General features: G+C 73.3%; 22 protein-coding genes. 15 read left to right on the forward strand and 7 right to left on the reverse strand.

Translation table 11 applies throughout. The annotated features are described in order from the left end of the window. Positions 1-7: 7 nt before the first annotated feature. The gene (locus ACFY7E_RS11365) at positions 8-1,150 is read right to left on the reverse strand and encodes an NADH-quinone oxidoreductase subunit D (RefSeq protein ID WP_389483244.1); all 1,143 of its coding nucleotides are present in this window, start codon (positions 1,148-1,150) and stop codon (positions 8-10) included. 31 nt (positions 1,151-1,181) lie between these two features. Continuing rightward, positions 1,182-2,198: an SAM-dependent methyltransferase gene (locus ACFY7E_RS11370; protein WP_389483247.1), complete on the reverse strand. Its 1,017-nt coding sequence runs from the start codon at positions 2,196-2,198 to the stop codon at positions 1,182-1,184. 96 nt (positions 2,199-2,294) lie between these two features. Between ACFY7E_RS11370 and ACFY7E_RS11375 the strand changes: the two genes are divergently transcribed. Then, positions 2,295-3,497, forward strand: a complete 1,203-nt coding sequence (locus ACFY7E_RS11375) for a sensor histidine kinase (protein ID WP_389483250.1) — start codon at positions 2,295-2,297, stop codon at positions 3,495-3,497. Between the two features lie 81 nt (positions 3,498-3,578). Then, on the forward strand, positions 3,579-4,259 hold the full coding sequence (locus ACFY7E_RS11380; protein ID WP_389483253.1) for a response regulator: 681 nt from the start codon (positions 3,579-3,581) through the stop codon (positions 4,257-4,259). Positions 4,260-4,279: 20 nt separating this feature from the next. On the opposite strand, the gene ACFY7E_RS11385 is transcribed toward ACFY7E_RS11380, so the two are convergent. After that, the gene (locus ACFY7E_RS11385) at positions 4,280-5,362 is read right to left on the reverse strand and encodes a DUF5937 family protein (protein ID WP_389483386.1); all 1,083 of its coding nucleotides are present in this window, start codon (positions 5,360-5,362) and stop codon (positions 4,280-4,282) included. Positions 5,363-5,505: 143 nt separating this feature from the next. On the opposite strand from ACFY7E_RS11385, the gene ACFY7E_RS11390 reads away from it, so the two are divergent. Beyond that, positions 5,506-5,784, forward strand: a complete 279-nt coding sequence (locus ACFY7E_RS11390; RefSeq protein ID WP_389483255.1) for a hypothetical protein — start codon at positions 5,506-5,508, stop codon at positions 5,782-5,784. A gap of 16 nt (positions 5,785-5,800) precedes the next feature. Here ACFY7E_RS11390 and ACFY7E_RS11395 read toward each other — a convergent pair whose 3' ends face one another. Next, positions 5,801-7,003: a threonine aldolase family protein gene (locus tag ACFY7E_RS11395; protein WP_389483257.1), complete on the reverse strand. Its 1,203-nt coding sequence runs from the start codon at positions 7,001-7,003 to the stop codon at positions 5,801-5,803. 125 nt (positions 7,004-7,128) lie between these two features. Here ACFY7E_RS11395 and ACFY7E_RS11400 point away from each other — a divergent pair, with 125 nt between their 5' ends. The 10 genes from ACFY7E_RS11400 to ACFY7E_RS11445 all read left to right on the forward strand — a co-directional run bounded on the left by ACFY7E_RS11400 (position 7,129) and on the right by ACFY7E_RS11445 (position 15,575). Then, positions 7,129-8,103 (forward strand): Rossmann-like and DUF2520 domain-containing protein, encoded by a 975-nt coding sequence (locus ACFY7E_RS11400; RefSeq protein WP_389483259.1) that lies wholly within the window; start codon positions 7,129-7,131, stop codon positions 8,101-8,103. Positions 8,104-8,408: 305 nt separating this feature from the next. Further along, entirely contained in the window at positions 8,409-9,428 is a 1,020-nt protein-coding gene (gene panC / locus ACFY7E_RS11405; protein WP_389483389.1) for a pantoate--beta-alanine ligase, read from the forward strand. Then, on the forward strand, positions 9,425-11,101 hold the full coding sequence (locus ACFY7E_RS11410) for an L-aspartate oxidase (protein ID WP_389483261.1): 1,677 nt from the start codon (positions 9,425-9,427) through the stop codon (positions 11,099-11,101). The genes panC and ACFY7E_RS11410 overlap by 4 nt, the downstream gene beginning before the upstream one ends. Positions 11,102-11,177: 76 nt before the next feature. Then, positions 11,178-12,203 carry a carboxylating nicotinate-nucleotide diphosphorylase gene (gene nadC / locus ACFY7E_RS11415; RefSeq protein WP_389483264.1) on the forward strand — a complete coding sequence of 342 codons (1,026 nt, stop codon included), beginning with the start codon at positions 11,178-11,180 and terminating at the stop codon, positions 12,201-12,203. Continuing rightward, positions 12,203-13,009, forward strand: coding sequence for a type III pantothenate kinase (locus ACFY7E_RS11420; RefSeq protein ID WP_389483267.1), 807 nt, complete (start codon positions 12,203-12,205; stop codon positions 13,007-13,009). Before nadC ends, ACFY7E_RS11420 begins: the two co-directional genes overlap by 1 nt. Before the next feature lie 128 nt (positions 13,010-13,137). Beyond that, entirely contained in the window at positions 13,138-13,710 is a 573-nt protein-coding gene (locus tag ACFY7E_RS11425; RefSeq protein ID WP_389483392.1) for a hypothetical protein, read from the forward strand. A 14-nt stretch (positions 13,711-13,724) separates the two neighbouring features. After that, positions 13,725-13,904 carry a hypothetical protein gene (locus ACFY7E_RS11430; RefSeq protein WP_389483269.1) on the forward strand — a complete coding sequence of 60 codons (180 nt, stop codon included), beginning with the start codon at positions 13,725-13,727 and terminating at the stop codon, positions 13,902-13,904. Positions 13,905-14,041: 137 nt separating this feature from the next. Continuing rightward, the gene (locus ACFY7E_RS11435; RefSeq protein WP_383441665.1) at positions 14,042-14,473 is read left to right on the forward strand and encodes a BlaI/MecI/CopY family transcriptional regulator; all 432 of its coding nucleotides are present in this window, start codon (positions 14,042-14,044) and stop codon (positions 14,471-14,473) included. Positions 14,474-14,482: 9 nt separating this feature from the next. Next, positions 14,483-15,028, forward strand: a complete 546-nt coding sequence (locus tag ACFY7E_RS11440) for an amino-acid N-acetyltransferase (RefSeq protein ID WP_389483272.1) — start codon at positions 14,483-14,485, stop codon at positions 15,026-15,028. Between the two features lie 211 nt (positions 15,029-15,239). Then, positions 15,240-15,575, forward strand: a complete 336-nt coding sequence (locus tag ACFY7E_RS11445; protein WP_053646565.1) for an Lsr2 family protein — start codon at positions 15,240-15,242, stop codon at positions 15,573-15,575. Here ACFY7E_RS11445 and ACFY7E_RS11450 read toward each other — a convergent pair. Then, positions 15,554-16,144, reverse strand: coding sequence for an SCO3374 family protein (locus ACFY7E_RS11450; RefSeq protein ID WP_389483275.1), 591 nt, complete (start codon positions 16,142-16,144; stop codon positions 15,554-15,556). The two genes, ACFY7E_RS11445 and ACFY7E_RS11450, sit on opposite strands and share 22 nt — an antisense overlap. 528 nt (positions 16,145-16,672) lie before the next feature. Here ACFY7E_RS11450 and ACFY7E_RS11455 point away from each other — a divergent pair. Continuing rightward, positions 16,673-19,195, forward strand: coding sequence for an ATP-dependent Clp protease ATP-binding subunit (locus ACFY7E_RS11455; protein ID WP_125666016.1), 2,523 nt, complete (start codon positions 16,673-16,675; stop codon positions 19,193-19,195). Between the two features lie 76 nt (positions 19,196-19,271). Here ACFY7E_RS11455 and ACFY7E_RS11460 read toward each other — a convergent pair whose 3' ends face one another. Beyond that, the gene (locus ACFY7E_RS11460; protein ID WP_389483278.1) at positions 19,272-21,932 is read right to left on the reverse strand and encodes an NACHT domain-containing protein; all 2,661 of its coding nucleotides are present in this window, start codon (positions 21,930-21,932) and stop codon (positions 19,272-19,274) included. A gap of 572 nt (positions 21,933-22,504) precedes the next feature. Between ACFY7E_RS11460 and ACFY7E_RS11465 the strand changes: the two genes are divergently transcribed. After that, positions 22,505-23,209, forward strand: a complete 705-nt coding sequence (locus tag ACFY7E_RS11465; RefSeq protein WP_383441657.1) for a M23 family metallopeptidase — start codon at positions 22,505-22,507, stop codon at positions 23,207-23,209. 22 nt (positions 23,210-23,231) lie between these two features. Here ACFY7E_RS11465 and ACFY7E_RS11470 read toward each other — a convergent pair whose 3' ends face one another. Then, positions 23,232-23,789: a TetR/AcrR family transcriptional regulator gene (locus tag ACFY7E_RS11470; RefSeq protein WP_389483281.1), complete on the reverse strand. Its 558-nt coding sequence runs from the start codon at positions 23,787-23,789 to the stop codon at positions 23,232-23,234. Positions 23,790-23,888: the final 99 nt, after the last annotated feature.

The raw sequence follows: 23,888 nt of genomic DNA on the forward strand, positions 1-23,888 counted from the left end.
CCGGGTCCTACTTGTCGATGTCGCCGACGACGAAGAAGAGCGAGCCCAGGATCGCCACCATGTCGGCGACCAGCGTCCCCGGCAGCAGCTCGGCGAGGGCCTGGATGTTGTTGAACGAGGCCGAGCGCAGTTTCAGCCGGTACGGGGTCTTCTCGCCCTTCGACACCAGGTAGTAGCCGTTCACGCCGAGCGGGTTCTCGGTCCACGCGTACGTGTGGCCCTCCGGCGCCTTCAGGACCTTCGGCAGCCGCTGGTTGACCGGCCCCGGCGGCAGCTCCTCCATCCGGTCCAGGCAGGCGTCCGCCAGGTCCAGGGAGTTGTGCGTCTGCTCCAGCAGGCACTCGAACCGGGCGAGGCAGTCGCCCTCCCGCCGCACCGCCACCCGCAGGACGTCCGCCAGCTCCCCGTACGCGAGGTACGGCTCGTCCCGGCGCAGGTCGAAGTCGACGCCCGAGGCGCGGGCGATCGGCCCCGACACCCCGTACGCGTGGACCGCCTCCGGCGACAGGACCCCGATCCCGCGCGTGCGGCCCCGGAAGATCTCGTTGCCGAGGACGAGCCGGTCGTACACGTCCATCCGCGACCGCACGTCCGCGACGGCCCGCCGCACCCGTTCCGTCCACCCGGCCGGCAGGTCCTCCTTGAGGCCGCCGACCCGGTTGAACATGTAGTGCATCCGGCCGCCGGACGCCTCCTCCATCACCGCCTGGAGCTCCTCGCGCTCCCGGAAGGCGTGGAAGACGGGGGTGATCCCGCCCAGTTCGAGGGGGTACGAGCCGAGGAACATGAGGTGGTTGAGGACCCGGTTCAGCTCGGCGAGGAGCGTACGGGTCCACACCGCGCGCTCCGGGACCTCCATGCCCAGCATCCGCTCGACGGCCATCACCACGCCCAGCTCGCTGGAGAAGGCGGACAGCCAGTCGTGGCGGTTGGCCAGCATGACGATCTGCCGGTAGTCCCGTGCCTCGAAGAGCTTCTCGGCCCCCCGGTGCATGTAGCCGACCACCGGCTCGGCCGACCGGATCACCTCGCCGTCGAGGACGAGCCGGAGCCGGAGCACGCCGTGGGTCGAGGGGTGCTGCGGCCCGATGTTCAACACCATGTCGGTGCTCTCCGCCGCGCCGCCGATTCCGACCGTCGTCTCCGTCATGCGGCCAGTATCTCCCGTGCGGGACGCGCCCCTACGGCCCCTCCGCCGGGGCAACCGCCGGTCCCTCCGCCGGGGGCACCCGCCGGGTCAGCCAGAGGAAGTCCCCGAGGCCGCCCCGGGCGGTCAGTTCGGCGGCCTCACCGGCCGAGGAGAGGGCCCTGACGTACCCGGCGGGGTCGGCGGAGGCGAGCGAGAGGGGCGGCCGGTCCCCGGTCACCCCGAGCCGCCGCAGCGCCTCCCGCTGCGTGACCGGTTCCGTGTCCACCCCACCGGAGGAGGAGGCGGCCGCGCACGCGTCGAGCGCCACGTGGGACGTCAGGTCGCAGGAGCCGTCCGGGACCGGCGGGACCTCGCGGCCCGCGCGGAAGCCGGTCAGCGAGCCGAAGGGCGGCCGGGAACCCCGTACGTGCGCGTAGTCCACGGCCACCGCGCGGCCCGCCGCCAGGCAGGACACCGCCGCCGCCCAGGCCTCGTCGCGGGGCCGCCCGATCTCGGCCCGCGCGCCGGGCTCCCGCAGCGGCCACCAGCGCTCCAGCCACTCCGCGTCCGCGCCGGAGACGGGCGCGCCGAGCCGCTCCGCCCCGTCCGGGCGCACCTCCACGTACCGGGCCGTGCCCGTCGCGTCCGCCTCGGCCACGTCCACCGGCACGTTGTCCAGCCACTCGTTCGCGAAGAGCAGCCCCCGCACCCCGCGCGGCGGCCGGTCCGTCCACTCCACCCGGGGGTCGAACCCGTCCGGGCGGCCGGCGCGCTCGACCGCGTACGCCCGTACCGTCAGGCCGCTCCCGGCGGTCGCCGCGAGCACCCCCGCGACCAGCTCCCCGCGCCCCGCGCCCACGTCCACCAGGTCGACCCGGTCCGTCCCCAGCTCCTCCGCGACCTCGCCGAGGAGCCGGGCCACGGCCCCCGCGAAGAGCGGGGAGGCGTGCACCGAGGTGCGGAAGTGCCCCGCCGGCCCCTCGGGGCGCAGAAAGAAGCCCCCCGGGCCGTACAGCGCCCGCTCCGTGGCCTCCCGCCACCCCCGCCACCGCCATGTCTCGTCCGTCACGGAACCCAGTCTCCACCTCGGGGAGTACGGTCCCCGGGGCGAGGATCGCCCCCGCGGTTGATCCCCGCGCCCCTCCTCTTCCCTACGCTGGGTGACGTGCAGCGCCTCTACGACTTCCTCCGCAGACACCCGACGGGCGTCGACACCTTCTGGGCCGTCGTCCTCCTCGGGTTCTCCCTGCTGTGGGTGGGGTCGACCTACCCGACGGTCCGGCACCCCGTCGCGTACGGCGTCGTCGCCGCCCTCTTCTCCCTGGTCGTGGCCCTGCGCAGGCGGGTCCCCGAGAAGATGCTGCTGCTCACCGTCGCCCTCGGCCTGGCCCAGCTCGCCCTGGACCTGGAGCCGTTCCTGGCCGACTTCGCCATGTTCGTGATCGTCTACACGGTCGCGGTGCACGACGGACCGCGCTGGGCGTCCCGGCTCGCCCTCGCCGGCGGCCTGAGCGCCGCCACGCTCTCCCAGTTCAGATGGCCGGTGGAGGAGCCGTCCTCCGACGCCGCCCGGGTCTTCTTCACGGTGATCATGACCGTGCCGTTCGCCCTGGCCTGGGTCCTCGGCGACTCCCTGCGCACCCGCCGCGCCTACTTCGCGCAGCTGGAGGAGCGGGCCTCCCGCCTGGAGCAGGAGCGCGAGGCCCAGGCCAAGGTCGCGGTCGCGGCCGAGCGGGCCAGGATCGCCCGCGAGCTGCACGACGTCGTCGCGCACAACGTGTCGGTGATGGTGGTCCAGGCCGACGGCGCCGCCTACGTCATGGACTCCTCGCCGGAGACCGCGAAGCAGGCCCTGGAGACCATCTCCACCACCGGCCGGCAGGCGCTCGCCGAGATGCGCAGGCTCCTCGGCATCCTGCGCACGGGGGAGCACCAGGAGGCCGGGGAGTACGTGCCGCAGCCCGACGTGGGCCAGATCGAGGACCTCGTCGAGCAGGTCAGGGGCGCCGGCCTCGCCGTCGACTTCGCGATCGAGGGCAGCCCCCGGCCGCTGCCCAGCGGCGTCGAGCTCACCGCGTACCGGATCGTGCAGGAGGCCCTCACCAACACCCGCAAGCACGGCGGGCCGGACGTGGGCGCCAGCGTCCGCCTGGTCTACTTCGACGACGGTCTCGGGCTGCTCGTCGAGGACGACGGCCGGGGGGCGCCGCAGGAGATGTACGAGGACGGGGGCGCCGACGGGCGGGGCCACGGTCTGATCGGCATGCGGGAGCGGGTCGGCATGGTCGGCGGCACCCTGGACGCGGGCCCGCGTCCGGGCGGAGGCTTCCGGATCAGCGCCCTGCTCCCCCTCAAGCCCGCCCACTGACGCCCGCCCACGGACGACCCTTCACAGACGACCCTCTCCACCGACGCCCCTCCCCGGACGACCCCTAAGGAACCGGCTCCCATGTCCATTCGCGTGATGCTCGTCGACGACCAGGTGCTGCTGCGCACCGGCTTCCGCATGGTGCTGGCCGCCCAGCCGGACATGGAGGTCGTGGCGGAGGCGGGCGACGGCGCCGAGGCCCTGGAGGTGCTGCGGTCCACGGCGGTCGACGTCGTCCTGATGGACGTGCGCATGCCGCGACTGGACGGGGTGGAGGCGACCCGGCGGATCTGCGCGCAGACCGACCCGCCGAAGGTGCTGATCCTGACCACCTTCGACCTCGACGAGTACGCGTTCTCCGGCCTGAAGGCGGGGGCGAGCGGCTTCATGCTGAAGGACGTGCCGCCGGCGGAGCTGCTCGGCGCGATCCGCTCGGTGCACAGCGGGGACGCCGTGGTGGCGCCCTCGACCACCCGCCGCCTCCTCGACCGCTTCTCGCCGATGCTGCCGTCCACGGGCCGGGAGCCCGAGCACAAGGAGCTGGGGCGCCTGACCGACCGGGAGCGGGAGGTGATGCTGCTGGTCGCGCAGGGCCTGTCGAACGGCGAGATCGCCGCCCGGCTCGTCCTCTCCGAGGCGACGGTGAAGACGCACGTGGGCCGCATCCTGACCAAGCTGGGCCTGCGCGACCGGGTCCAGGTCGTGGTCCTCGCGTACGAGTCGGGCCTGGTCAGGGCGGGTGGCGGGGGCGGGGCGGCATAGCGGCGGTCCCGCGGGCTCCCCTACCGGAGCACGCTCTCCAGGAAGTCGCTGCCGAGCCGGGCGACGGCGGACACGTCGAGCTGGTGGAGCACGTACCGGCCCCGGCGCCGGGTGGTGAGCAGTCCGGCCTTCTTCATGACCGAGAGGTGGCGGGAGACCTCGGGGGCGGTGATGCCGTGGGCGTCGACCAGTTCGCCCGTGGTGTACGCGCCCCGGGCGAGGCTGCGGCAGAGCCGCATCCGCATGGGGTGGGCGACCGCCTCCAGGCGCAGCTTGACCGCCTCCACGGGGGCGGGCCCGGCCGGGTCGGAGGTGGGCACGGGGTACTGGATCACCGGCTGCCAGCCGGGCGCGTGCACCGCGACGAGGTGGGGCCGGCCGAAGGCGGTCGGCAGAAACGTCACGCCCGTGCCCTCGGCGCTGGTGCGGCCCAGGGCCAGCTTGTCCACGACGATCCGGGCGCCCCGCTCGTCCTCCTCCAGGGTCATCGCGGAGGAGGCGTCGGCCACGGCTCCGGCCAGGCCCTTGCGGCGCATCAGCTCGGTCTTGTGACGGGCGTCGGCGGCGAGCCCGCCCCGGACCCGGCGCCAGGTGTCGGCGAAGAAGGCCTCGTCGCAGTCCTCCAGGAGCCGCCGGACCCACGCGCGCGTGCCGGGCGGGTCCACGAGCATCCGCTCCACGAAGGCGGCCCGGTGCGGTCCGCGCGCGTTGGCCAGGTCGAGGGCCCGGCGGCGCATCCGCTCGTCGACGAGCGGCGAGGGGGCGCCGTCCGCGTAGTGGCGGGAACAGGAGAGCTCCAGGGCCGAGCCCACGTACTTCTCGTCGTCCATGCGGTCGAGGTCGTCCAGCTCCTCGGCGAGGGTCTCGCGGGGGCGGGCGGGCAGCAGGATGTCGGAGCGGTTGAAGCGCCACATGAAGTCCGCCTGGTGGAGCCGGTCCGCGAGCTCCGGCTTCAGCGCGGCGGCCGTGGCGGTGGTCCAGGCGTGCAGCCGGGCGTGGTGCCCGGGCTCCGCCAGGGCGTGCAGGACGGCGCCCAGTTCCCCCAGGGGCGAGGGGCAGAAGGAGATCCGCTCGTGCGGCAGTCCGGTGATGTCGATGGTCACGCTCACCGTGCCATGGTGCGGGGTGGACCGGAGTCCGTGTCACGCCGATTGACGACTCCCGTCAACCGGCGCCCGGGCCCGCCGTTTGACGGGAGTCGTCAATCGGCGGGCCCGGGCGCCGGGGAGCGGCGCACGGTGGGGGCGTGAACGCGATGCACCAGTACCTCTTCGACGCCCACCGCGCCGCCCGGCTCGGCGAACCGCCGCCGCCCGCGCCCGGCACCCACGACCTCGCGGTCCTGCGGGCGGTCCGCGACCGGCGCCGCTTCGAGCGGGTCCTCGCGGGGCGCCCGGCCCGGGGCGGCCTCCGGGGGGCGCTGCGCCGCGCGGGCCTGTTCGGCGCGAGCCTGTTCCGTACGGCTCGGTCCCGTACGGCCCCGTCCCGTACGGCCCCGGTGCCGTGCCGCCGCCCGGCCGGCTGAGGCACCGGGGCGCCCGTCAGCCCCCGGAGGCGACTCCCGGCAGCCGGGACAGGAAGTCCCGTACCGCCGCCCGTACGTCCTCCGCCGTCCACTCCAGGCCCGGCCCCGCCACCGTCAGCTCCGTCCGGGCCGTCCCCGGCGGGCCGCCCGGGCCCGGGGCGGACCAGCGGCGGAAGAGGACGGTGCCGGTGGCCTCGGTCTGGGCGAGGGCCGCGGCCGTCAGGACCTCGGGGGAGTACGGCAGCCACACCTGGAACTGGTGGGTGTGCGGGACCTCGGGGTGGACCCGGAACCAGCCCGTGCCCGCCTCCGCGAGCGCCTCCCGGAGCGCGTCGGCCACCACGCGCGCGTGCGTCACGTACGAGGGCAGCCGGGGCAGCTCGACGTCCAGGCCCCGCAGCGCGGAGAGCGCCGCCGGATACTGCTGGAAGACCCGGCCCCCGTACCGGTGCCGCCAGAGCGCGGCCTCCTCCATGACGTCCTCGGGCCCGGCGAGCACGGCCCCCGACTGGCCGCCGAGGGACTTGTAGAACGACACGTACACGCTGTCGGCGAGCCCCGCGATCTCCGCGAGCCCCCGGCCGAAGTGCGTCGGGCACTCCCACAGGCGGGCCCCGTCGAAGTGGACGACCGCGTCCCGCTCCCGGGCCGCCTCCACCACCTCCGTCAGCTCCTCCCACGTGGGCAGCGCGAAGCCGGCGTCCCGCAGCGGCAGCTCCAGCATCAGCGTCCCGAACGGCTCCGGGTGGTCCCGCACCTCCCCGGCCGTCGGCAGCCGGGGCGCGTCGGTCGGGTGCGTGGTGCGGAGCCCGGAGACGGTCCCGAGCGCCCCGGCCTCGTGGACCTCGGGGTGGGCGAGCGGGTGGAGGGCGACGACGGGGCCGCCGGTGCGCCCGGCCCAGCAGCGCAGCGCCACCTGCTGGGCCATGGTGCCGGTCGGGAAGAAGACGGCGGCGGGCAGGCCCAGCTCCTCGGCGACCCGCCGCTCCAGGGTCTCGACCGGGCCGTCGCCGTACGCGTCGGGCGCCGCCCCGCCGTACCCGGCGGCCTCCGCCCACCCGGCCAGCTCGCGCAGCCGCTCCCCGACCGTGCCGTCCACGGGCGCGTGCCACAGTTTCCGGGCGGCACCGCCCCAGATCTCCGCCCGGCGCAGCCGGGCCGCCTCCTCGTCGCCGGGATCCACGGACCCACCGGTTTCCACAGGCTCCACAGTTTCCATGGGGCGATCATCACACCGCCGCCCACAGCCTGTGGACAGCCAGGGAAGGGCCCGTGTCCCTGGCGTAGCATGACCAGAAATCGTCCGGTACCCGCCGAGGACTGGAACGGAAGGCCGTCCCCATCGTGAACGCAGCAGCAGCGCCGGAGCCCCGCGCCGAGGACCGACCCGCCCGGCTCGCCGTCGGAGTCGTCGGCGCCGGCCGGGTGGGCCCCGCCCTCGCCGCCTCCCTCCGGCTCGCGGGACACCGCCCCGTCGCCGTCTCGGCGGTCTCCGACGCCTCGCGGCGGCGCGCCGCCGAACTCCTGCCGGACGTGCCGGTCGTGGAGCCCGCGCGCGTCCTCGCCCTCGCCGACCTGGTCCTGCTCACCGTCCCGGACGACGCCCTGCCCGGCCTGGTCGAGGGCCTCGCGGACACCGGGGCCGTGCGGCCGGGCCAGCTGATCGTGCACACCTCCGGGCGGTACGGGGCGGGGGTCCTCGACCCCGCGCGCCGGGCCGGCGCCCTGCCGCTCGCCCTGCACCCCGCCATGACCTTCACCGGCACCGCCGTGGACGTGCAGCGGCTCGCCGGGTGCTCCTTCGGGGTGACCGCGCCCGAGGAGCTGCGGCTCGCCGCCGAGGCCCTGGTCATCGAGATGGGCGGCGAGCCCGAGTGGATCGCCGAGGAGGCCCGCCCGCTCTATCACGCGGCCCTCGCGCTCGGTGCGAACCACCTGGTCACCCTGGTGGCACAGTCGATGGAGCTGCTCCACAAGGCCGGGGTCGCCGCCCCCGACCGGATGCTCGGGCCCCTTCTGGGCGCGGCCCTCGACAACGCCCTGCGGTCCGGCGACGCGGCCCTGACCGGCCCCGTCGCGCGCGGTGACGCCGGCACGGTCGCCGCCCACGTCGCCGAGCTGCGCAAGCACGCGCCCGGCACCGTCGCCGGCTATCTGGCGATGGCCCGCACGACCGCCGACCGGGCCCTCGCGCACGGCCTGCTCAAGCCCGAGCTGGCCGAAGACCTGCTGGGGGTGCTCGCCGAGACCCCGGCGGGCACGACCGGCACGACCGGCACGACCGGGCCCGCCGATGGGCCGCAAGGAGACGACCGATGAGCCCGCTCGCCCACGACCGGGCCTCCGACCCGAGCCCCGCCCCGGCTTCCGGCCCGGCCGCAGGCTCCGGCCCGGCTGCCGCCTCCGGTTCGGCTTCCGCCTCCGGCTCCGCTTCCGGTCCGGCCTCTGCCTCGGATCCGGTTTCCGCCTCGCATCCGGTTTCCGCCTCTGTTCCGGCTTCCGGTTCGGCCTCCGTCTCCGGTTCGGCCTCCGCCTCCGACTCGGCTTCCGCTCCTGGCCCCGACCCGGCTTCCGTCTCCGGCCCGGCCTCCGCCTCCGCCCGCACCGGGCGGCCCGGCCGTCACCTGCCGGCCGAGCTGGCCCCCACGGTCGGGGACCTCCGTGACGCCGCCGCCCGCCACGGCCTCCCCGGGAGCAACGCCGTGGTCATGACCATGGGCGCCCTCCACGAGGGCCACGCCACCCTGATCCGCGCCGCACGCGCGCGCGTGGGGGAGAAGGGCTTCGTCGTCGTCACCGTCTTCGTCAACCCGCTCCAGTTCGGCGCGGGCGAGGACCTCGACCGCTACCCCCGGACCCTGGACGCCGACCTGGAGCTGGCCTTCGACGCGGGCGCGAGCGTCGTCTTCGCGCCCTCCGCGGACGAGGTCTACCCGGGCGGCGAGCCGCAGGTGCGGATCACCGCGGGCCCCATGGGCGAGCGGCTCGAAGGCGCCTCCCGGCCCGGCCACTTCGACGGCGTGCTGACCGTCGTCGCCAAGCTGCTCCACCTCACCGCCCCCGACCTCGCCTTCTTCGGCCAGAAGGACGCCCAGCAGCTGGCCCTGATCCGGCGCATGGCCCGCGACCTGAACTTCCCGGTCGGGATCGTCGGCGTGGAGACCGTCCGCGAGGACGACGGCCTGGCCCTCTCCAGCCGCAACCGCTACCTGTCGGCCGGGGAGCGCCGCACGGCCGTCGCGCTGTCCCGCGCGCTGTTCGCCGGCCGGGAGCGGCTCGCCGCCCAGGAGGCGCTGCGCGCGCGTGCCGCGGCCCTGCCGGGCGTACGGGACCGGGCCGGTGACCGGGCCGAGGCGCTCTCCAGACTCGGGGAGGCCCGGGCCGCCGCCGACGCCCACGCGGTCGCGCAGGCCGCCGAGTGCGCCGGCGCCGGAGCCGTACGGGCCGCCGCCCGCGCCGTCCTGGACGAGGCGTCCCGGGCGGAGCCGCCGCTCGCCCTGGACTACCTGGCCCTCGTGGACCCGGCGGACTTCACCGAGGTCGCCGACGACCACGCGGGGGAGGCGGTCCTCGCCGTCGCCGCGCGCGTGGGGAGCACCCGGCTCATCGACAACATCCCCCTGAACCTCGGAGCCGCCACGTGACCGGAATACGGCTGCACGCCCCCGAGCCGGGCTGGGCCATCGACGCCGACGTCGTGGTGGTCGGCTCCGGTGTCGCCGGCCTCACCGCCGCCCTGCGCTGCACCGCCGCCGGGCTCCGTACGGTCGTGGTCACCAAGGCCCGGCTCGACGACGGCTCCACCCGCTGGGCGCAGGGCGGCATCGCCGCCGCGCTCGGCGAGGGCGACACCCCCGAGCAGCACCTCGACGACACCCTCGTCGCGGGCGCCGGGCTCTGCGACGAGCGGGCCGTGCGGACCCTCGTCACCGAGGGCCCCGACGCCGTCCGCCGCCTCATCGAGACCGGCGCCGACTTCGACAAGACCTCCGAGGGCGAGATCGCGCTGACCCGCGAGGGCGGCCACCACCGGCGCCGGATCGCCCACGCGGGCGGCGACGCGACCGGCGCCGAGATCTCCCGCGCCCTGGTCGAGGCGATACGGGACCGGGGCGTGCGCACCGTCGAGCACGCCCTCGTCCTGGACCTCCTCACGGACGCCGAGGGGCGCACGGCCGGCGTGACCCTGCACGTCATGGGCGAGGGCCGGCACGACGGCGTCGGCGCGGTCCACGCGCCCGCGGTGGTCCTCGCCACCGGCGGCATGGGCCAGGTCTTCTCGGCCACCACCAACCCGGCGGTCTCGACCGGCGACGGCGTGGCCCTCGCGCTGCGCGCCGGGGCCGAGGTCTCCGACCTGGAGTTCGTCCAGTTCCACCCGACCGTGCTCTTCCTGGGCGCGGGCGCCGAGGGCCAGCAGCCGCTGGTCTCCGAGGCGGTACGGGGCGAGGGCGCCCACCTGGTCGACGCGGACGGGGTCCGCTTCATGCTGGGGCAGCACGAGCTGGCCGAGCTGGCGCCCCGGGACGTCGTCGCCAAGGCGATCACGCGCCGGATGCAGGAGCACGGCACCGAGCACATGTACCTCGACGCCCGCCACTTCGGGGCCGAGATGTGGGAGCGGCGCTTCCCGACGATCCTGGCCGCCTGCCGCACCCACGGCATCGACCCGGTCACCGAGCCGATCCCGGTGGCCCCGGCCGCCCACTACGCCTCCGGCGGCGTCCGCACCGACCTGCGGGGCCGGACCACCGTCCCCGGCCTGTACGCGTGCGGGGAGGTGGCCTGCACGGGCGTCCACGGCGCCAACCGGCTCGCCTCGAACTCGCTCCTGGAGGGCCTGGTCTTCGCCGAGCGGATCGTCGAGGACATCGTGGCGGCGGCCCCGCGCGCGGCGGGCGCCCCGGTGCCCCACCCGGCCCCGGCGGTCCTGCCGCTGCCCGCGACGGACGCCCGGACCCGCATCCAGCGGATCATGACGAACGGCGCCGGGGTGCTGCGCTCGGAGGCCAGCCTGCGGGAGGCCGCCGACGCCCTCGACGCGCTGCACGAGGAGGCCGTGGCGGGCGGCACCGACGACAGCAAGGCCGCCGAGCCGGGCGTGGACTCCTGGGAGACCACCAACCTGCTGTGCGTCGCCCGCGTCCTGGTCGCCGCCGCCCGCCGCCGCGAGGAGACCCGCGGCTGCCACTGGCGCGAGGACAGCCCGGACCGCGACGACGCGCACTGGCGCCGGCACCTCGTCGTGCGCCTGGCGCCGGAGCGGGCGCTCGACGTCCGGACGACCGCCACGCACGACTTCCCCCCCACCCTCTGACGCCCACCGTCCGACGCCCGCCGTCACCGCCCCACCCTTCCCACCCCCCACCGTCGACGCCCCCAGGGAGCCGCAAGTGAGCACGCCCGAGGAAGCCCGTCCCGAGCCCGTGGACGTTCCCCTCATCCAGATCAGCGCCCCCGGCGCGGCCGCGGAGGAGGCCGGCGGCTGCGGCGACGGCTGCGGCTGCGGCGGCGGCGAGGAGTTCGAGTGCGGGCTCGACCCGGCGCTCGCCGAGCTGCTCGCCGACGCCGGCCTCGACCCGGTCCAGGTCGAGGACGTCGCCCACCTGGCGATCGCGGAGGACCTCGACGGCGGGGTCGACGTGACGACCGTCGCGACCGTCCCCGAGGACGCCGTCGCCACCGCCGACTTCACCGCCCGCGAGGCCGGCGTGGTGGCCGGCCTGCGGGTCGCGGAGGCGGTCCTGTCGATCGTCTGCACCGACGCGTTCGAGGTCGAGCGGCACGTCGAGGACGGCGAGCGCGTCCAGGCCGGCCAGAAGCTCCTGAGCGTCACCTCCCGCACCCGCGACCTGCTCACCGGCGAGCGCAGCGCGCTCAACATCCTGTGCCGCCTCTCCGGCATCGCCACCGCCACGCGCGCGTGGGCGGACGCCCTGGAGGGCACGAAGGCCAAGGTCCGCGACACCCGCAAGACGACGCCGGGCCTGCGCGCCCTGGAGAAGTACGCGGTCCGCTGCGGCGGCGGCGTCAACCACCGCATGTCGCTGTCCGACGCGGCCCTGGTGAAGGACAACCACGTGGTGGCGGCCGGCGGCGTCGCCGAGGCCTTCAAGGCGGTGCGCGAGCTGTTCCCGGAGGTGCCGATCGAGGTCGAGGTCGACACGATGCACCAGGTCCGCGAGGTCCTGGACGCGGGCGCCGACCTGATCCTGCTCGACAACTTCACCCCGGACGAGACCGGGGAGGCCGTGGCGCTCGTCGCGGGCCGCGCCGTCCTGGAGTCCTCGGGCCGCCTCACCCTGGAGAACGCGGCGGCGTACGCGGCGACCGGCGTCGACTACCTGGCGGTCGGCGGCCTCACCCACTCCTCCCCGATCCTCGACATCGGCCTCGACCTGCGCGAGGTGCGGGCCTGATGCTGCTCACCATCGACGTCGGCAACACGCACACGGTCCTCGGCCTCTTCGACGGGGACGAGATCGTCGAGCACTGGCGGATCTCCACGGATCCGCGCCGGACCGCCGACGAGATGGCGGTCCTGCTCCAGGGCCTCATGGGCATGCACCCGCTGCTCGGCGTCGAGCTGAGCGACGGCATCGAGGGGATCGCGATCTGCGCGACGGTCCCCTCGGTCCTGCACGAGCTGCGCGAGGTCACCCGCCGGTACTACGGGGACGTGCCGGCGGTCCTGGTGGAGCCGGGCGTCAAGACGGGCGTCCCGATCATCACCGACAACCCGAAGGAGGTCGGCGCGGACCGCGTCGTCAACGCGGTCGCGGCGGTCGAACTGTACGGCGGCCCGGCGATCGTCGTCGACTTCGGCACGGCGACGACGTACGACGCGGTCACCGCGCGCGGGGAGTACGCGGGCGGGGCGATCGCGCCGGGCATCGAGATCTCGGTGGAGGCGCTCGGCGTGCGCGGGGCGATGCTCCGCAAGATCGAGCTGGCCCGCCCGCGGAACGTGATCGGCAAGAACACGGTCGAGGCGATGCAGTCGGGCATCATCTACGGCTACGCGGGCCAGGTCGACGGCGTGGTGGCCCGGATGAAGCGCGAACTCGTCGGTCCGAAGGGCGACCCCTCCGACGTGACGGTGATCGCGACGGGCGGCCTGGCCCCGATGGTCCTCGGCGAGTCCACGGAGATCGACGAGCACGAGCCCTGGCTGACCCTGATCGGCCTGCGCCTGGTGTACGAGCGGAACGTCTCGCGCATGTAGCCCGCGCGGCCGCCCCCGGGGCGGCCGAACGGCTGCCGTCCGGCGCGCCGCAATGTTCGCCAAGCGCGAATTGTCCGATTGGCGCGTACCGTCGGCCCATGCCCACGCCATACGGATCCCGTGGCGGCATGGTGTTCGGCGCGGACGAGCTGCGTGTGCTCCGCCGCGCCCTTGCCATCGCCCTTCACCCCGCCCCCCTTCAGGACGAGGACGTCCAGGACTGCCTGCGCCTGGCCGAATCCGTGGACGAGGCGGTACGCGAGGCCGGTCGGCTGCGCGCCTTCCTCCTCGCCGACCTGGCCCGCTACCGCGAGGCCCTGCCGGGCTCCCTCAGCGGCTACCTGGAGCTCCTCCGGGACGCGCTGACCGCCGGGTACGACCCCGGGGCCGACGACCTCGCCGCCCTGCGGGCGCTGCGCCGCAACCCCGCCGCCGCCGAGCTGCTCGCCCGCTGCCAGGGCCTCGCCGAGCGCTCCGTACGCGCGCGCCTGGCCCGGGTCGTGCAGGCCACCGCCCCCACGGCGGACCGCGCCCCCCGGGCCCGGCTGCTCGCCCTGCCCGGCGGGCGCGCGGCGGCCGACGGGCCCAAGCCGATCCCGCCCGCCCCGGCGGAGCGCCCGGTGCCCAAACCCTCCGAGGTGTTCCCGCCGCGCCGACGGCCCGTTCCGCCGCCCCCGCCCGAGGAGCGGGCCGCCGGATAGCTACCCTGGTCGCCATGGAATACGTATCCGCGCTCCTGCCCCCCGTCGTGATGGCCGCCTTCTTCATCGGCCTCGTCGTCACGATCGTCAAGAGCCAAGGCGGACCGAACAAGGCCAAGGAGGACGCGGCCGTCGACGCCGCGCTCGCCCGTGTCGAGGCCGCCCGCCGGCCGGACGGTTCCACCGCCTCCTGACCCCGCCGGGGCCCGCGCCACCGGGGACGCACGACCCCACGGGGCCGTGCGTCCTTTTTGCTTGCCCGCGTTCCACTTCGCTCGGTTTTCCGACGTCAATCGACGCTTGTCGACGCTTTGCGGACTAGGGTGGCGCTGTGCCCCGTCCTTTGGGAGAGCTCGAAGACGCCGTCATGACGCGCGTGTGGCAATGGAACCGCCCGGTGACCGTCCGGGAAGTTCTGGAGGACCTCCAGCAGGAACGGTCCATCGCCTACACCACCGTCATGACCGTCATGGACAATCTCCACCAGAAGGGCTGGGTCCGCAGGGAAGTCGAGGGCCGCGCCTATCGGTATACGGCGGTCTCCACCCGCGCCGCCTACGCGGCCGCGCTGATGAACGAGGCGTGGAGCCGGAGCGACAATCCCGCCGCCGCGCTCGTCGCCTTCTTCGGGATGATGTCGCCGGAGCAGCGCGAAGCCCTCGACGACGCCGTCCGGATCGTCCAGCGGGACACCCCGATCCCCCCGCCCCCGCCCGCCCCGCCCGGGGAGGGCGCCGGGGAAACCGGGCCCGGGGAGCGATAGCGTCCCCCCATGTCGTCGTCCGCATTCCCGGCCGCCTCCCCGGCCTTCGCCAGAGCCGTCACCGTCCGCAGGGCCCGCACCGGCGACGTCGCGGCGATCCGCCGCCTCGTCGATCCTTTCGTCCGGCGCGGCATCCTGCTCGACAAGGCGACCGTGACGCTTTACGAGTCCATCCAGGAGTTCTGGGTGGCGGAACGCGACGAGGACGCCGCCGTCGTCGGCTGCGGCGCGCTCCACGTGATGTGGGAAGACCTCGCCGAAGTACGCACTCTCGCCGTCGATCCCGAGTTCAGGGGGGCCGGCGTCGGACATCAGGTGCTCGACAAGTTGTTGCACACCGCCCGATGGCTCGGGGTGCGGCGGGTATTCTGCCTGACCTTCGAAGTCGACTTCTTCACGAAGCACGGCTTCGTCGAGATCGGTGAGACCCCGGTCGACGGAGATGTCTACAGCGAGCTCCTGCGTTCCTATGACGAGGGAGTCGCGGAGTTCCTCGGTCTCGAACGAGTGAAGCCGAACACCTTGGGCAACAGCCGGATGCTTCTGCACCTCTGACCCGGAACCGGACCGAACCGATCCCGAACCGGGCCCGGAACGACACGCGAACCCCCGCCGAAGCCGCACGGAACCCCTACCCGGAACCCTATGTCCGAATCGCGCACGTTTCCCGCGCCGCCGAGCTTCTGAACCTCTCCCAGGGGTTTGTGTTTTTCCGGGAAAAGCGGTTTCCTTTCCGCGTACTGCATTTTCGATGAAAGGAAAACCGGTGGCACAGAAGGTTCAGGTCCTTCTTGTCGACGACCTCGACGGCGTCGAGGCGGACGAGACCGTGACGTTCGCGCTGGACGGCAAGACCTACGAGATCGACCTCACCACCGCCAACGCGGAAAAGCTCCGCGGTCTGCTCGAGCCGTACACCAAGAGCGGCCGGCGCACCGGTGGCCGCACCACCGGTGGCCGCGGCAAGGGCCGTGCCGTGGCGGCGGGCAGCCCCGACACCGCGAAGATCCGCGCGTGGGCCAAGGAGAACGGCTACGACGTCAACGACCGCGGCCGCGTGCCCGCCACGGTGAAGGCGGCCTACGAGGACGCGAACCGCTGAGGCGACAGCTGCTGAGCCGCCGGCCCGCGGGCCCGCGCACTCAGCAGCCGCGCCCGGTGGCACTCGACGGCGGCGGCGGACACGAGCCGCACCAGGCAGGGGGCACCCCCTCGGCCCCACGGCGCGGCCCGCAGGACCGGGAGCGAGGGCTCGACCTCGCGGCCCGGCACGGGGGCCCGCAGCCACACCGCGGCGTCCGGCGCGCCGGAGCCGCCCCACCCCGGGGGGAGGGGCGCGGCCGTCCGGCCGTCGGTGCCGAGCGCCGCGAGGTCCAGGGCGATCCCGCCCCATTCCAGCCAGTCGAGCAGCCCCGGCAGCTCCTCCGCGCTCCCCGCGGCCACGAGGAACCGCATCCGGGGCCCGGCCAGGGCCACCGGCCCGGTCGCCGCGCCCACCCGGCGCAGGACGCCCCGGCCCGCCGCGGCGGGCAGCTCCAGGACGTCGAAGCGCAGCCCCGTGACCAGCGCCACCGGCGGGCCCGCCACCGTCGTCCAGCCGAGCCGCTCCTCGTACCACCGCGCCGGATCGTCGTCGAGCGGCGCGCGGGGGGACGGAACGGTGAGGGCCATGCCCGGGGAACTCCCGCAAGGGCTTTCCGGTTACGCCCCCGAAGCCCTCGGGAGTCGTTCCGCACCCGCCCCGAAGCCGTTCCGGACCCGTTCCCGGGACGTTCCGCCGTGACGCACGGTCCCCCGCCGGACGCGCGAGGTGTCCGGGATGGGGTGTACGAGTGCATTCGAGCGCGCAAGGGTGTTCGCTGGTAGCGGAGGGAACCGGGGTGCGCCGCATGGAGTGTCGGTGCTTACGGGTAAGACATTCCTAGTGGAGAGGGGTGCCTCGCGGGCTTCGGCGTCTCACGTTCGCCATCGGCGTACTGGAGGCGCGGCTAACTACTTGGCCTGCGGGAACATCGTCTCGCACCATCGGGTTGGAGCATTTGTCGGCTGTTCGGCAGCAGGTCTCCCCACGGACAAGGGGGTGATCCGGACGGATGTCGGCAGTTGGAATGAGCGGTCCCCGCTTGCGGGACTAAGCTGCGGAAGGACAGGGAGGGGATCGACCCCTAACTGACTGACCGCTCTGAGGAGCGATTAACGATGTTCGAGAGGTTCACCGACCGCGCGCGGCGGGTTGTCGTCCTGGCTCAGGAAGAAGCCCGGATGCTCAACCACAACTACATCGGCACCGAGCACATCCTTCTGGGCCTTATCCACGAGGGTGAGGGTGTCGCCGCTAAGGCCCTGGAGAGCCTCGGGATTTCGCTCGAGGCGGTCCGCCAGCAGGTGGAGGAGATCATCGGCCAGGGCCAGCAGGCCCCGTCCGGGCACATCCCCTTCACCCCTCGTGCCAAGAAGGTCCTGGAGCTGTCGCTCCGGGAGGCCCTCCAGCTCGGCCACAACTACATCGGCACCGAGCACATCCTGCTCGGCCTGATCCGCGAGGGCGAGGGCGTCGCCGCCCAGGTCCTCGTGAAGCTGGGTGCCGATCTCAACCGGGTCCGGCAGCAGGTGATCCAGCTGCTCTCCGGCTACCAGGGCAAGGAAGCCGCCACGGCCGGCGGTCCTGCCGAGGGCACCCCCTCGACGTCCCTGGTCCTCGACCAGTTCGGTCGCAACCTCACCCAGGCGGCCCGCGAATCCAAGCTCGACCCGGTCATCGGGCGCGAGAAGGAGATCGAGCGGGTCATGCAGGTGCTGTCCCGCCGCACCAAGAACAACCCGGTGCTCATCGGCGAGCCCGGCGTCGGCAAGACCGCCGTCGTCGAGGGCCTGGCCCAGGCCATCGTCAAGGGCGAGGTGCCCGAGACCCTCAAGGACAAGCACCTCTACACCCTGGACCTCGGCGCCCTGGTCGCCGGCTCCCGCTACCGCGGTGACTTCGAGGAGCGCCTGAAGAAGGTCCTCAAGGAGATCCGCACCCGCGGCGACATCATCCTGTTCATCGACGAGCTCCACACCCTCGTGGGTGCGGGCGCCGCCGAGGGCGCGATCGACGCCGCCAGCATCCTCAAGCCGATGCTGGCCCGCGGTGAGCTCCAGACCATCGGCGCCACCACGCTCGACGAGTACCGGAAGTACCTGGAGAAGGACGCGGCCCTCGAGCGCCGCTTCCAGCCCATCCAGGTCGCCGAGCCGTCGCTGCCGCACACCATCGAGATCCTCAAGGGTCTGCGCGACCGGTACGAGGCCCACCACCGGGTCTCCATCACCGACGAGGCCCTCGTCCAGGCCGCGACCCTGGCCGACCGGTACATCTCGGACCGCTTCCTGCCGGACAAGGCGATCGACCTGATCGACGAGGCCGGTTCCCGGATGCGCATCCGCCGGATGACCGCGCCGCCGGACCTCCGCGAGTTCGACGAGAAGATCGCCGGCGTCCGCCGCGACAAGGAGTCCGCGATCGACTCGCAGGACTTCGAGAAGGCCGCGTCCCTGCGCGACAAGGAGAAGCAGCTCCTCGCCGCGAAGGCCAAGCGCGAGAAGGAGTGGAAGGCCGGCGACATGGACGTCGTCGCCGAGGTCGACGGCGAGCTGATCGCCGAGGTCCTCGCGACCGCCACCGGCATCCCGGTCTTCAAGCTGACCGAGGAGGAGTCCTCGCGTCTGCTGCGCATGGAGGACGAGCTCCACAAGCGCGTCATCGGCCAGAAGGACGCCGTCATCGGTCTTTCGCGGGCCATCCGCCGTACGCGGGCCGGTCTGAAGGACCCGAAGCGCCCCGGTGGCTCGTTCATCTTCGCCGGTCCGTCCGGTGTCGGTAAGACCGAGCTGTCGAAGGCCCTCGCCGAATTCCTCTTCGGCGACGAGGACGCGATGATCTCCCTCGACATGTCGGAGTTCAGCGAGAAGCACACGGTTTCCCGCCTCTTCGGTTCGCCGCCCGGATACGTCGGCTACGAAGAGGGCGGCCAGCTCACCGAGAAGGTGCGCCGCAAGCCGTTCTCCGTCGTCCTCTTCGACGAGGTCGAGAAGGCCCACCCCGATATCTTCAATTCCCTTCTCCAGATCCTGGAGGACGGTCGCCTGACCGACTCCCAGGGCCGGGTCGTGGACTTCAAGAACACGGTCATCATCATGACGACCAACCTCGGGACCAGGGACATCTCGAAGGGCTTCAACCTCGGCTTCGCGGCCCAGGGCGACACGAAGTCCAACTACGAGCGGATGAAGGCGAAGGTCAGCGACGAGCTGAAGCAGCACTTCCGCCCGGAGTTCCTCAACCGTGTGGACGACATCATCGTCTTCCCGCAGCTGACGCAGGAGGACATCCTCCAGATCGTCGACCTGATGGTCGGCCGCGTGGACGAGCGCCTGAAGGACCGGGACATGGGCATCGAGCTCTCCCAGTCCGCGAAGGAGCTGCTCGCCAAGAAGGGTTACGACCCGGTGATGGGCGCCCGGCCGCTGCGCCGGACGATCCAGCGCGAGATCGAGGACACGCTCTCGGAGAAGATCCTCTTCGGCGAGCTGCGCCCCGGTCACATCGTGGTCGTGGACACGGAGGGCGAGGGCGAGGAGCGCAAGTTCACCTTCCGCGGCGAGGAGAAGTCGGCCCTGCCGGACGCCCCGCCGGTCGAGGCGGCGGGCGGCCCCGGGCCGAACCTCTCGAAGGACGCGTGACGCTGCGCTGAGCCTGTAGCGCGAGAAGGGGCGGCCCCGGAACCTGAACGGTTCCGGGGCCGCCCCTTTGTCTTCGTCAGCAGAGGATGACCTTGATGTGGGGCGGAAGGCGTTCGGCGCCGGTCGCGGCTCCGTAGACCGTCACCGTCCTCAGACGGGGCAGGGTGGCGAGCGGCGCCAGGTCCACGGTGCTCCCGTCGCGCACATGCAGTTCGAGGTCGGCCAGCCGGGCGGACGGGGGCATGGGCGGAAGTTCGTACCGCCCCTCGGCGGGCCCCAGGCCGAGCAGGACCGGGTCGCACAGGGACAGGAGGGCGGCCGTCCGGTCTGCGGAGACCGTCCCCTCGAGGCTCAGGTACGAGGGGGTCAGGCCGAGCCGGATCAACTCTTCGGCCTGGGCGTCGTCGCGGACGGTGAAGATGAGGTCACTCGGGTCCAGGCGCGCCACGATCTCCTCGGCGTAGGAACGCGTGTCGAAGCGCGACCACGACCAGATGAGCTGCGAGCGGACGTTCAGCGACGGGTGCCGTACGAAGCGGGCCAGGTAGGGGAGGGCCGCGTCCGTCGTGATGTGGGTCGCGGTGACCACCGAGTCGTGGGCCTCCTTGTCGGTCAGCTCCGTCGGTCCGGCCAGCAGTTCGAGCACCAGGGGCCCGACCTCCGCCAGTCGGCGGGCCTCCTCCACCGTGCGCGGCGGCACCACTTCCGCCGTGCGCCGCAGCACCTCCTCCCGGACCTCCGGGGACAGCTCCGTCGCGTGGTCCAGGGCCGTGGCGGCGAGGAGCGTCAGCCGCAACCGCACCAACCGGTCCTCCGCCGCGTCCGCCGCCTTCAGCAGCTCTCCCAGGATCTCCGCGCACTCGCGCGGCCTCGCGTGGCCCACCGCCATGCGGATCACGTCCTCCCACTGGTCGTCGGCCGCGTGGCGGACGAGGACGCCGATGTCCCAGTGGTCCACGAGGGCCTTCGCGGCCAGGTGGTCCTGGAAGGTGCGGTGGACGAACTCGACCGTGTCGGCCGTGGGCTCGCGGAGGAGGCCGCTGCGGTGGAGGAGGTGGGTGAAGACCTGGTCCGGGGGGTACGCCGAGGCGTCCGGGACCGCCGGGACGGCCTCGGTGACGATCGACGCGGCCCGGTCGCGGTCCAGCTGTGTGCGCCCGTTCAGCGTCAGCCAGTACGCCAGGCGCTGGATCAGCTGGATCTGCGGGGCCTCGTCGAGGACGAGGCCGGTCGGGGCGCCCATGTCCCGCTCGCGGTCGCGCCGGGACAGGAGCACGGAGAGGGCCGCCTCGTAGAGCGCCTTGCGGCCCCGGGGCAGGAAGCCGCGCCGGTCGCGGTGGAGGGCGCAGATCAGACCGCACATCAGGGGGTTGGTGGCGAGCCGGGCCACGTGTTCGGCGGTGCGCAGGGAGTCCAGGAGCGGCTGCTCGTACCCGGCCGCGTCCGGCCCGGCGGCCCGGTGCCAGCGGCGTACGAAGGTGGTGACCTCCGTGCGGGTCATGGGCGCGAGGGTCAGTTCGGTGAAGCCGTCCGGGGCCAGCCAGTCGTCCCGTACGGCGGTGGGGCGCGAGGTGACGAGCCAGCGGTTGCCCTCGTACGCGCCGAGGAGGTCGCGCAGCCAGTCCCGGGCCCGGCCGCGCTCGGTCTCGGGGATCTCGTCGATGCCGTCGACCAGGACCAGGCCCCGGCCGGCCGCGAGGACCCGGTCGGTCCAGCCGTCGGGCGGGGTGAGCGGGCAGCCGGCGGCGGGCAGGAAGCGGTCGGGGGAGGGGAGCCGCTCGCCGTGGCGGGTGAGGGCGCGCAGGGGCAGGACGAAGGGGATGCGGCCCCGGAGGTAGGCCATGCCCTCCGGCCGGTCCCGGTCCTCGGCCGTCGCCGCCGAGACCGTCAGCCACTGGATGAGCGTGGTCTTGCCGGAGCCGGCGAGGCCGCGAAGCAGGACCCTCTCGTGGCGGGCGAGGGCGAGGTCGGCGCGGACGGAGGCCTGTTCCCGGGGCCGGCCGGAGGCCTCGTGCGGGCCCTCCGCCCCCGTCGCCTCCAGGGACAGGTACGCCATGTCCAGCGGCCACTCGTCCGGCGAGTGGTGCAGGTCGACGCCGTGGATGGTCAGGCGGCCGTGCTTCTTCGCGAGATGGGCCAGATAGCGCCCCTCGAACTCCGCATCCCCCGTCTCCGCCCGGGGCGTCCGGCGGATCACCTCGTCCATCTTCGCGAGGAGTGCGGCCTGGGCGCGGGTCTGCTCGACGAGGCTGCGGGCGATGAAGGTGGAGCGCCTGGTGAAGAACTCCAGGATGTGGAGGCAGGCCCACTCGGTCAGGGTCTCCAGGTAGAGGACCGAGTCGGTGGAGAGGCCGTCGGGGGCCGGGGCGGCGGCCCGCAGCCGGCGGGCGAGGTTGCGGTGGCCGAGGCGGACGGCCTGGACGTCGTCCATGTCGAGATCGCCGAGGGCCAGCAGGTTCCCGGCCAGGGCGTCGGCGACGGCCTCGGTCTCGTCGGCGGGGAACGGCGGCTCCCCGGTCCCCTGCCGGGAGCGCTCGACCAGGGTGGCCGCGAGCCCGCGGACCTCCTTCTCGGTGAGGGCGCGCTTCTCGCCCCGGAAGGAGACGAGGCCGGAGAGCCGGACCTGGGCACCCTTGGGGACGAGTCCCGCCCCGGGGCCCTCGTCCACCAGGAGCTTCTTCAGGAGCGGCCCGATCGCGGCCGAGGCGAGGCGTGTGCCGATGAGCGCCGGTTCCATGGTGACCCCCTGTGTTTCCGCGGAGCGGTCAGCGTAGTGGGGGAGGGGCCGGGGCGGGGCCCGGGGGTGTGACCCGGGCCGCTTTCCGGGGCCTTTTCGCCGCCCCGGAATGCCTTTCAGTGGCCCCCGTCACGTGACCCGGGTCGCATGCGGAATGCCTTTTCGAGTGACCCAGATCCCATCCGGCGGGGCCCGCTGGTGACAAGGCGCACAGGGGTTTCGAGGGGTACTAGCCGGAATAGTGGTGAACATTGCCGTTTATTTCGGACGTACGGGTACGAAGCGAAGGCTCGGAGGGTCCGCCCGGCCCCGGGCCGGGTCCGGACCGGCCTCCTGGGCGGTCCGGGGCCCCGGGGTGTGCGGTTAAACCGGTTTTCTTGACCTGATATGTCCGATTTCGAAGCCCCTGCCTCCGGTCGTCAAGACCTGAACTTCTTCGGAGATCGCTACGACGCCATGTCGTAGATGAGGTGTTTTGGCCGGGATGGGAGTCCGGGTTACCAAAGATGAGCAAGCCCGACGCCGCACCGAAAGCGCGTCGGGTCCCGTACTCCCCGGAGGTTGTCCCCCGTATGTCGAAGCGCGTCATGAACCCCGCCACCCGTGCCGCCGCCGTCGCTCTCGCCACCGCCGGCCTGGGGGCGTCGCTGGTGGCCGGAGCAGGGTCCGCCTTCGCCGCCGAGGGCAAGGCCGTCGTCCCGACCGCCGCGACCGCGTCCGCCGCCGTCGCCGCCCAGGCCGAGACCCAGGCGCACCTCGCCGCCCAGGTGAAGGCCGCCGCCGCGAAGACCGTCACCGTCAAGGCCACCGCCGTCAAGGCGACCGCCACCAAGAAGGCCGTCACCGCCAAGAAGGCCCCGGCCTGGGTGAAGCCGGTCGGCTCCTACACCCTCAGCGCCAGCTTCAACCAGGGCGGCGCCATGTGGGCCCACAAGCACTCCGGCCAGGACTTCGCCGTTCCGGTCGGCACCCCCGTCAAGGCCGCCGCCGCCGGCACCGTCGTGAAGGCCGGCCCGTACGGCGGCGGCGACGGCCCCGCGTACGGCAACGCCATCGTGGTCAAGCACGGCAACGGCACGTACTCGCAGTACGCCCACCTGTCGAAGATCCAGGTCAAGATCGGCCAGAAGGTCGGCGCCGGTCAGAAGATCGCCCTCTCGGGCAACACCGGCAACTCCTCCGGTCCCCACCTGCACTTCGAGATCCGCACCACCCCGAACTACGGCTCCGCCGTGAACCCGGCCGCCTTCCTGCGCGCCCACGGCGTCGGCATCTGATCCGCCGACCCCGGCTGTGAACCTATGAGGCCCGGTGGGCCTCGTCGATGAGATCGAGGGCGACCTCGAGGACGGCTTCGTGCTTCTCCTCGGGGTCGCCCTCGACGTTCTGCATGAAGAACGTGCCCGCGTGGAGCGTGAAGACCGCGCTGATGCAGCGGACCTTCTCCTTGACGGGGAAGTCGTCGTCGTACAGCAGGCCGGTCAGCGACATCATGCGCTCCTTGAAGGTGAGCCCGACGCTCAGCTCGCGCACGGCGGCCTGGTTCTCCTGCATGAAGCGGAAGAGCGGCGCCGCCGCCAGCAGCGCCACCTGGTAGCGGCGCACGATCTCCCGCTTGGTCGCGATCGTGCGGGGCTGCTCCCCGGCCCACTCGATCAGCTCGTCCATCGGCCTGGTCAGGTCCTGGAAGATCCCGATCAGGATGTCTTCCTTGGTCTTGAAGTGGTAGTAGAGCGCCGCCTTGGTGACGTCGAGGCGTTCCGCGATCTCGCGCAGGGAGGTCTTCTCGTAGCCCTGCTCCGCGAAGAGTTCGAGGGCCACGTCCTGAATGCGCTGACGGGTGTTGCCTCGGGCCATGGGACGCCCTCCACTTTCCAAAGAACTTACTTGACGACCGGCTAGTTACGGGCCTACCGTCCCCAGTGTAGTAACTAGCCGGGCGGCAAGTAAGGGAAT

The sequence above is a fragment of the Streptomyces sp. NPDC012825 genome, from assembly GCF_042900925.1.
In the GTDB taxonomy this organism is placed as follows: domain Bacteria; phylum Actinomycetota; class Actinomycetes; order Streptomycetales; family Streptomycetaceae; genus Streptomyces.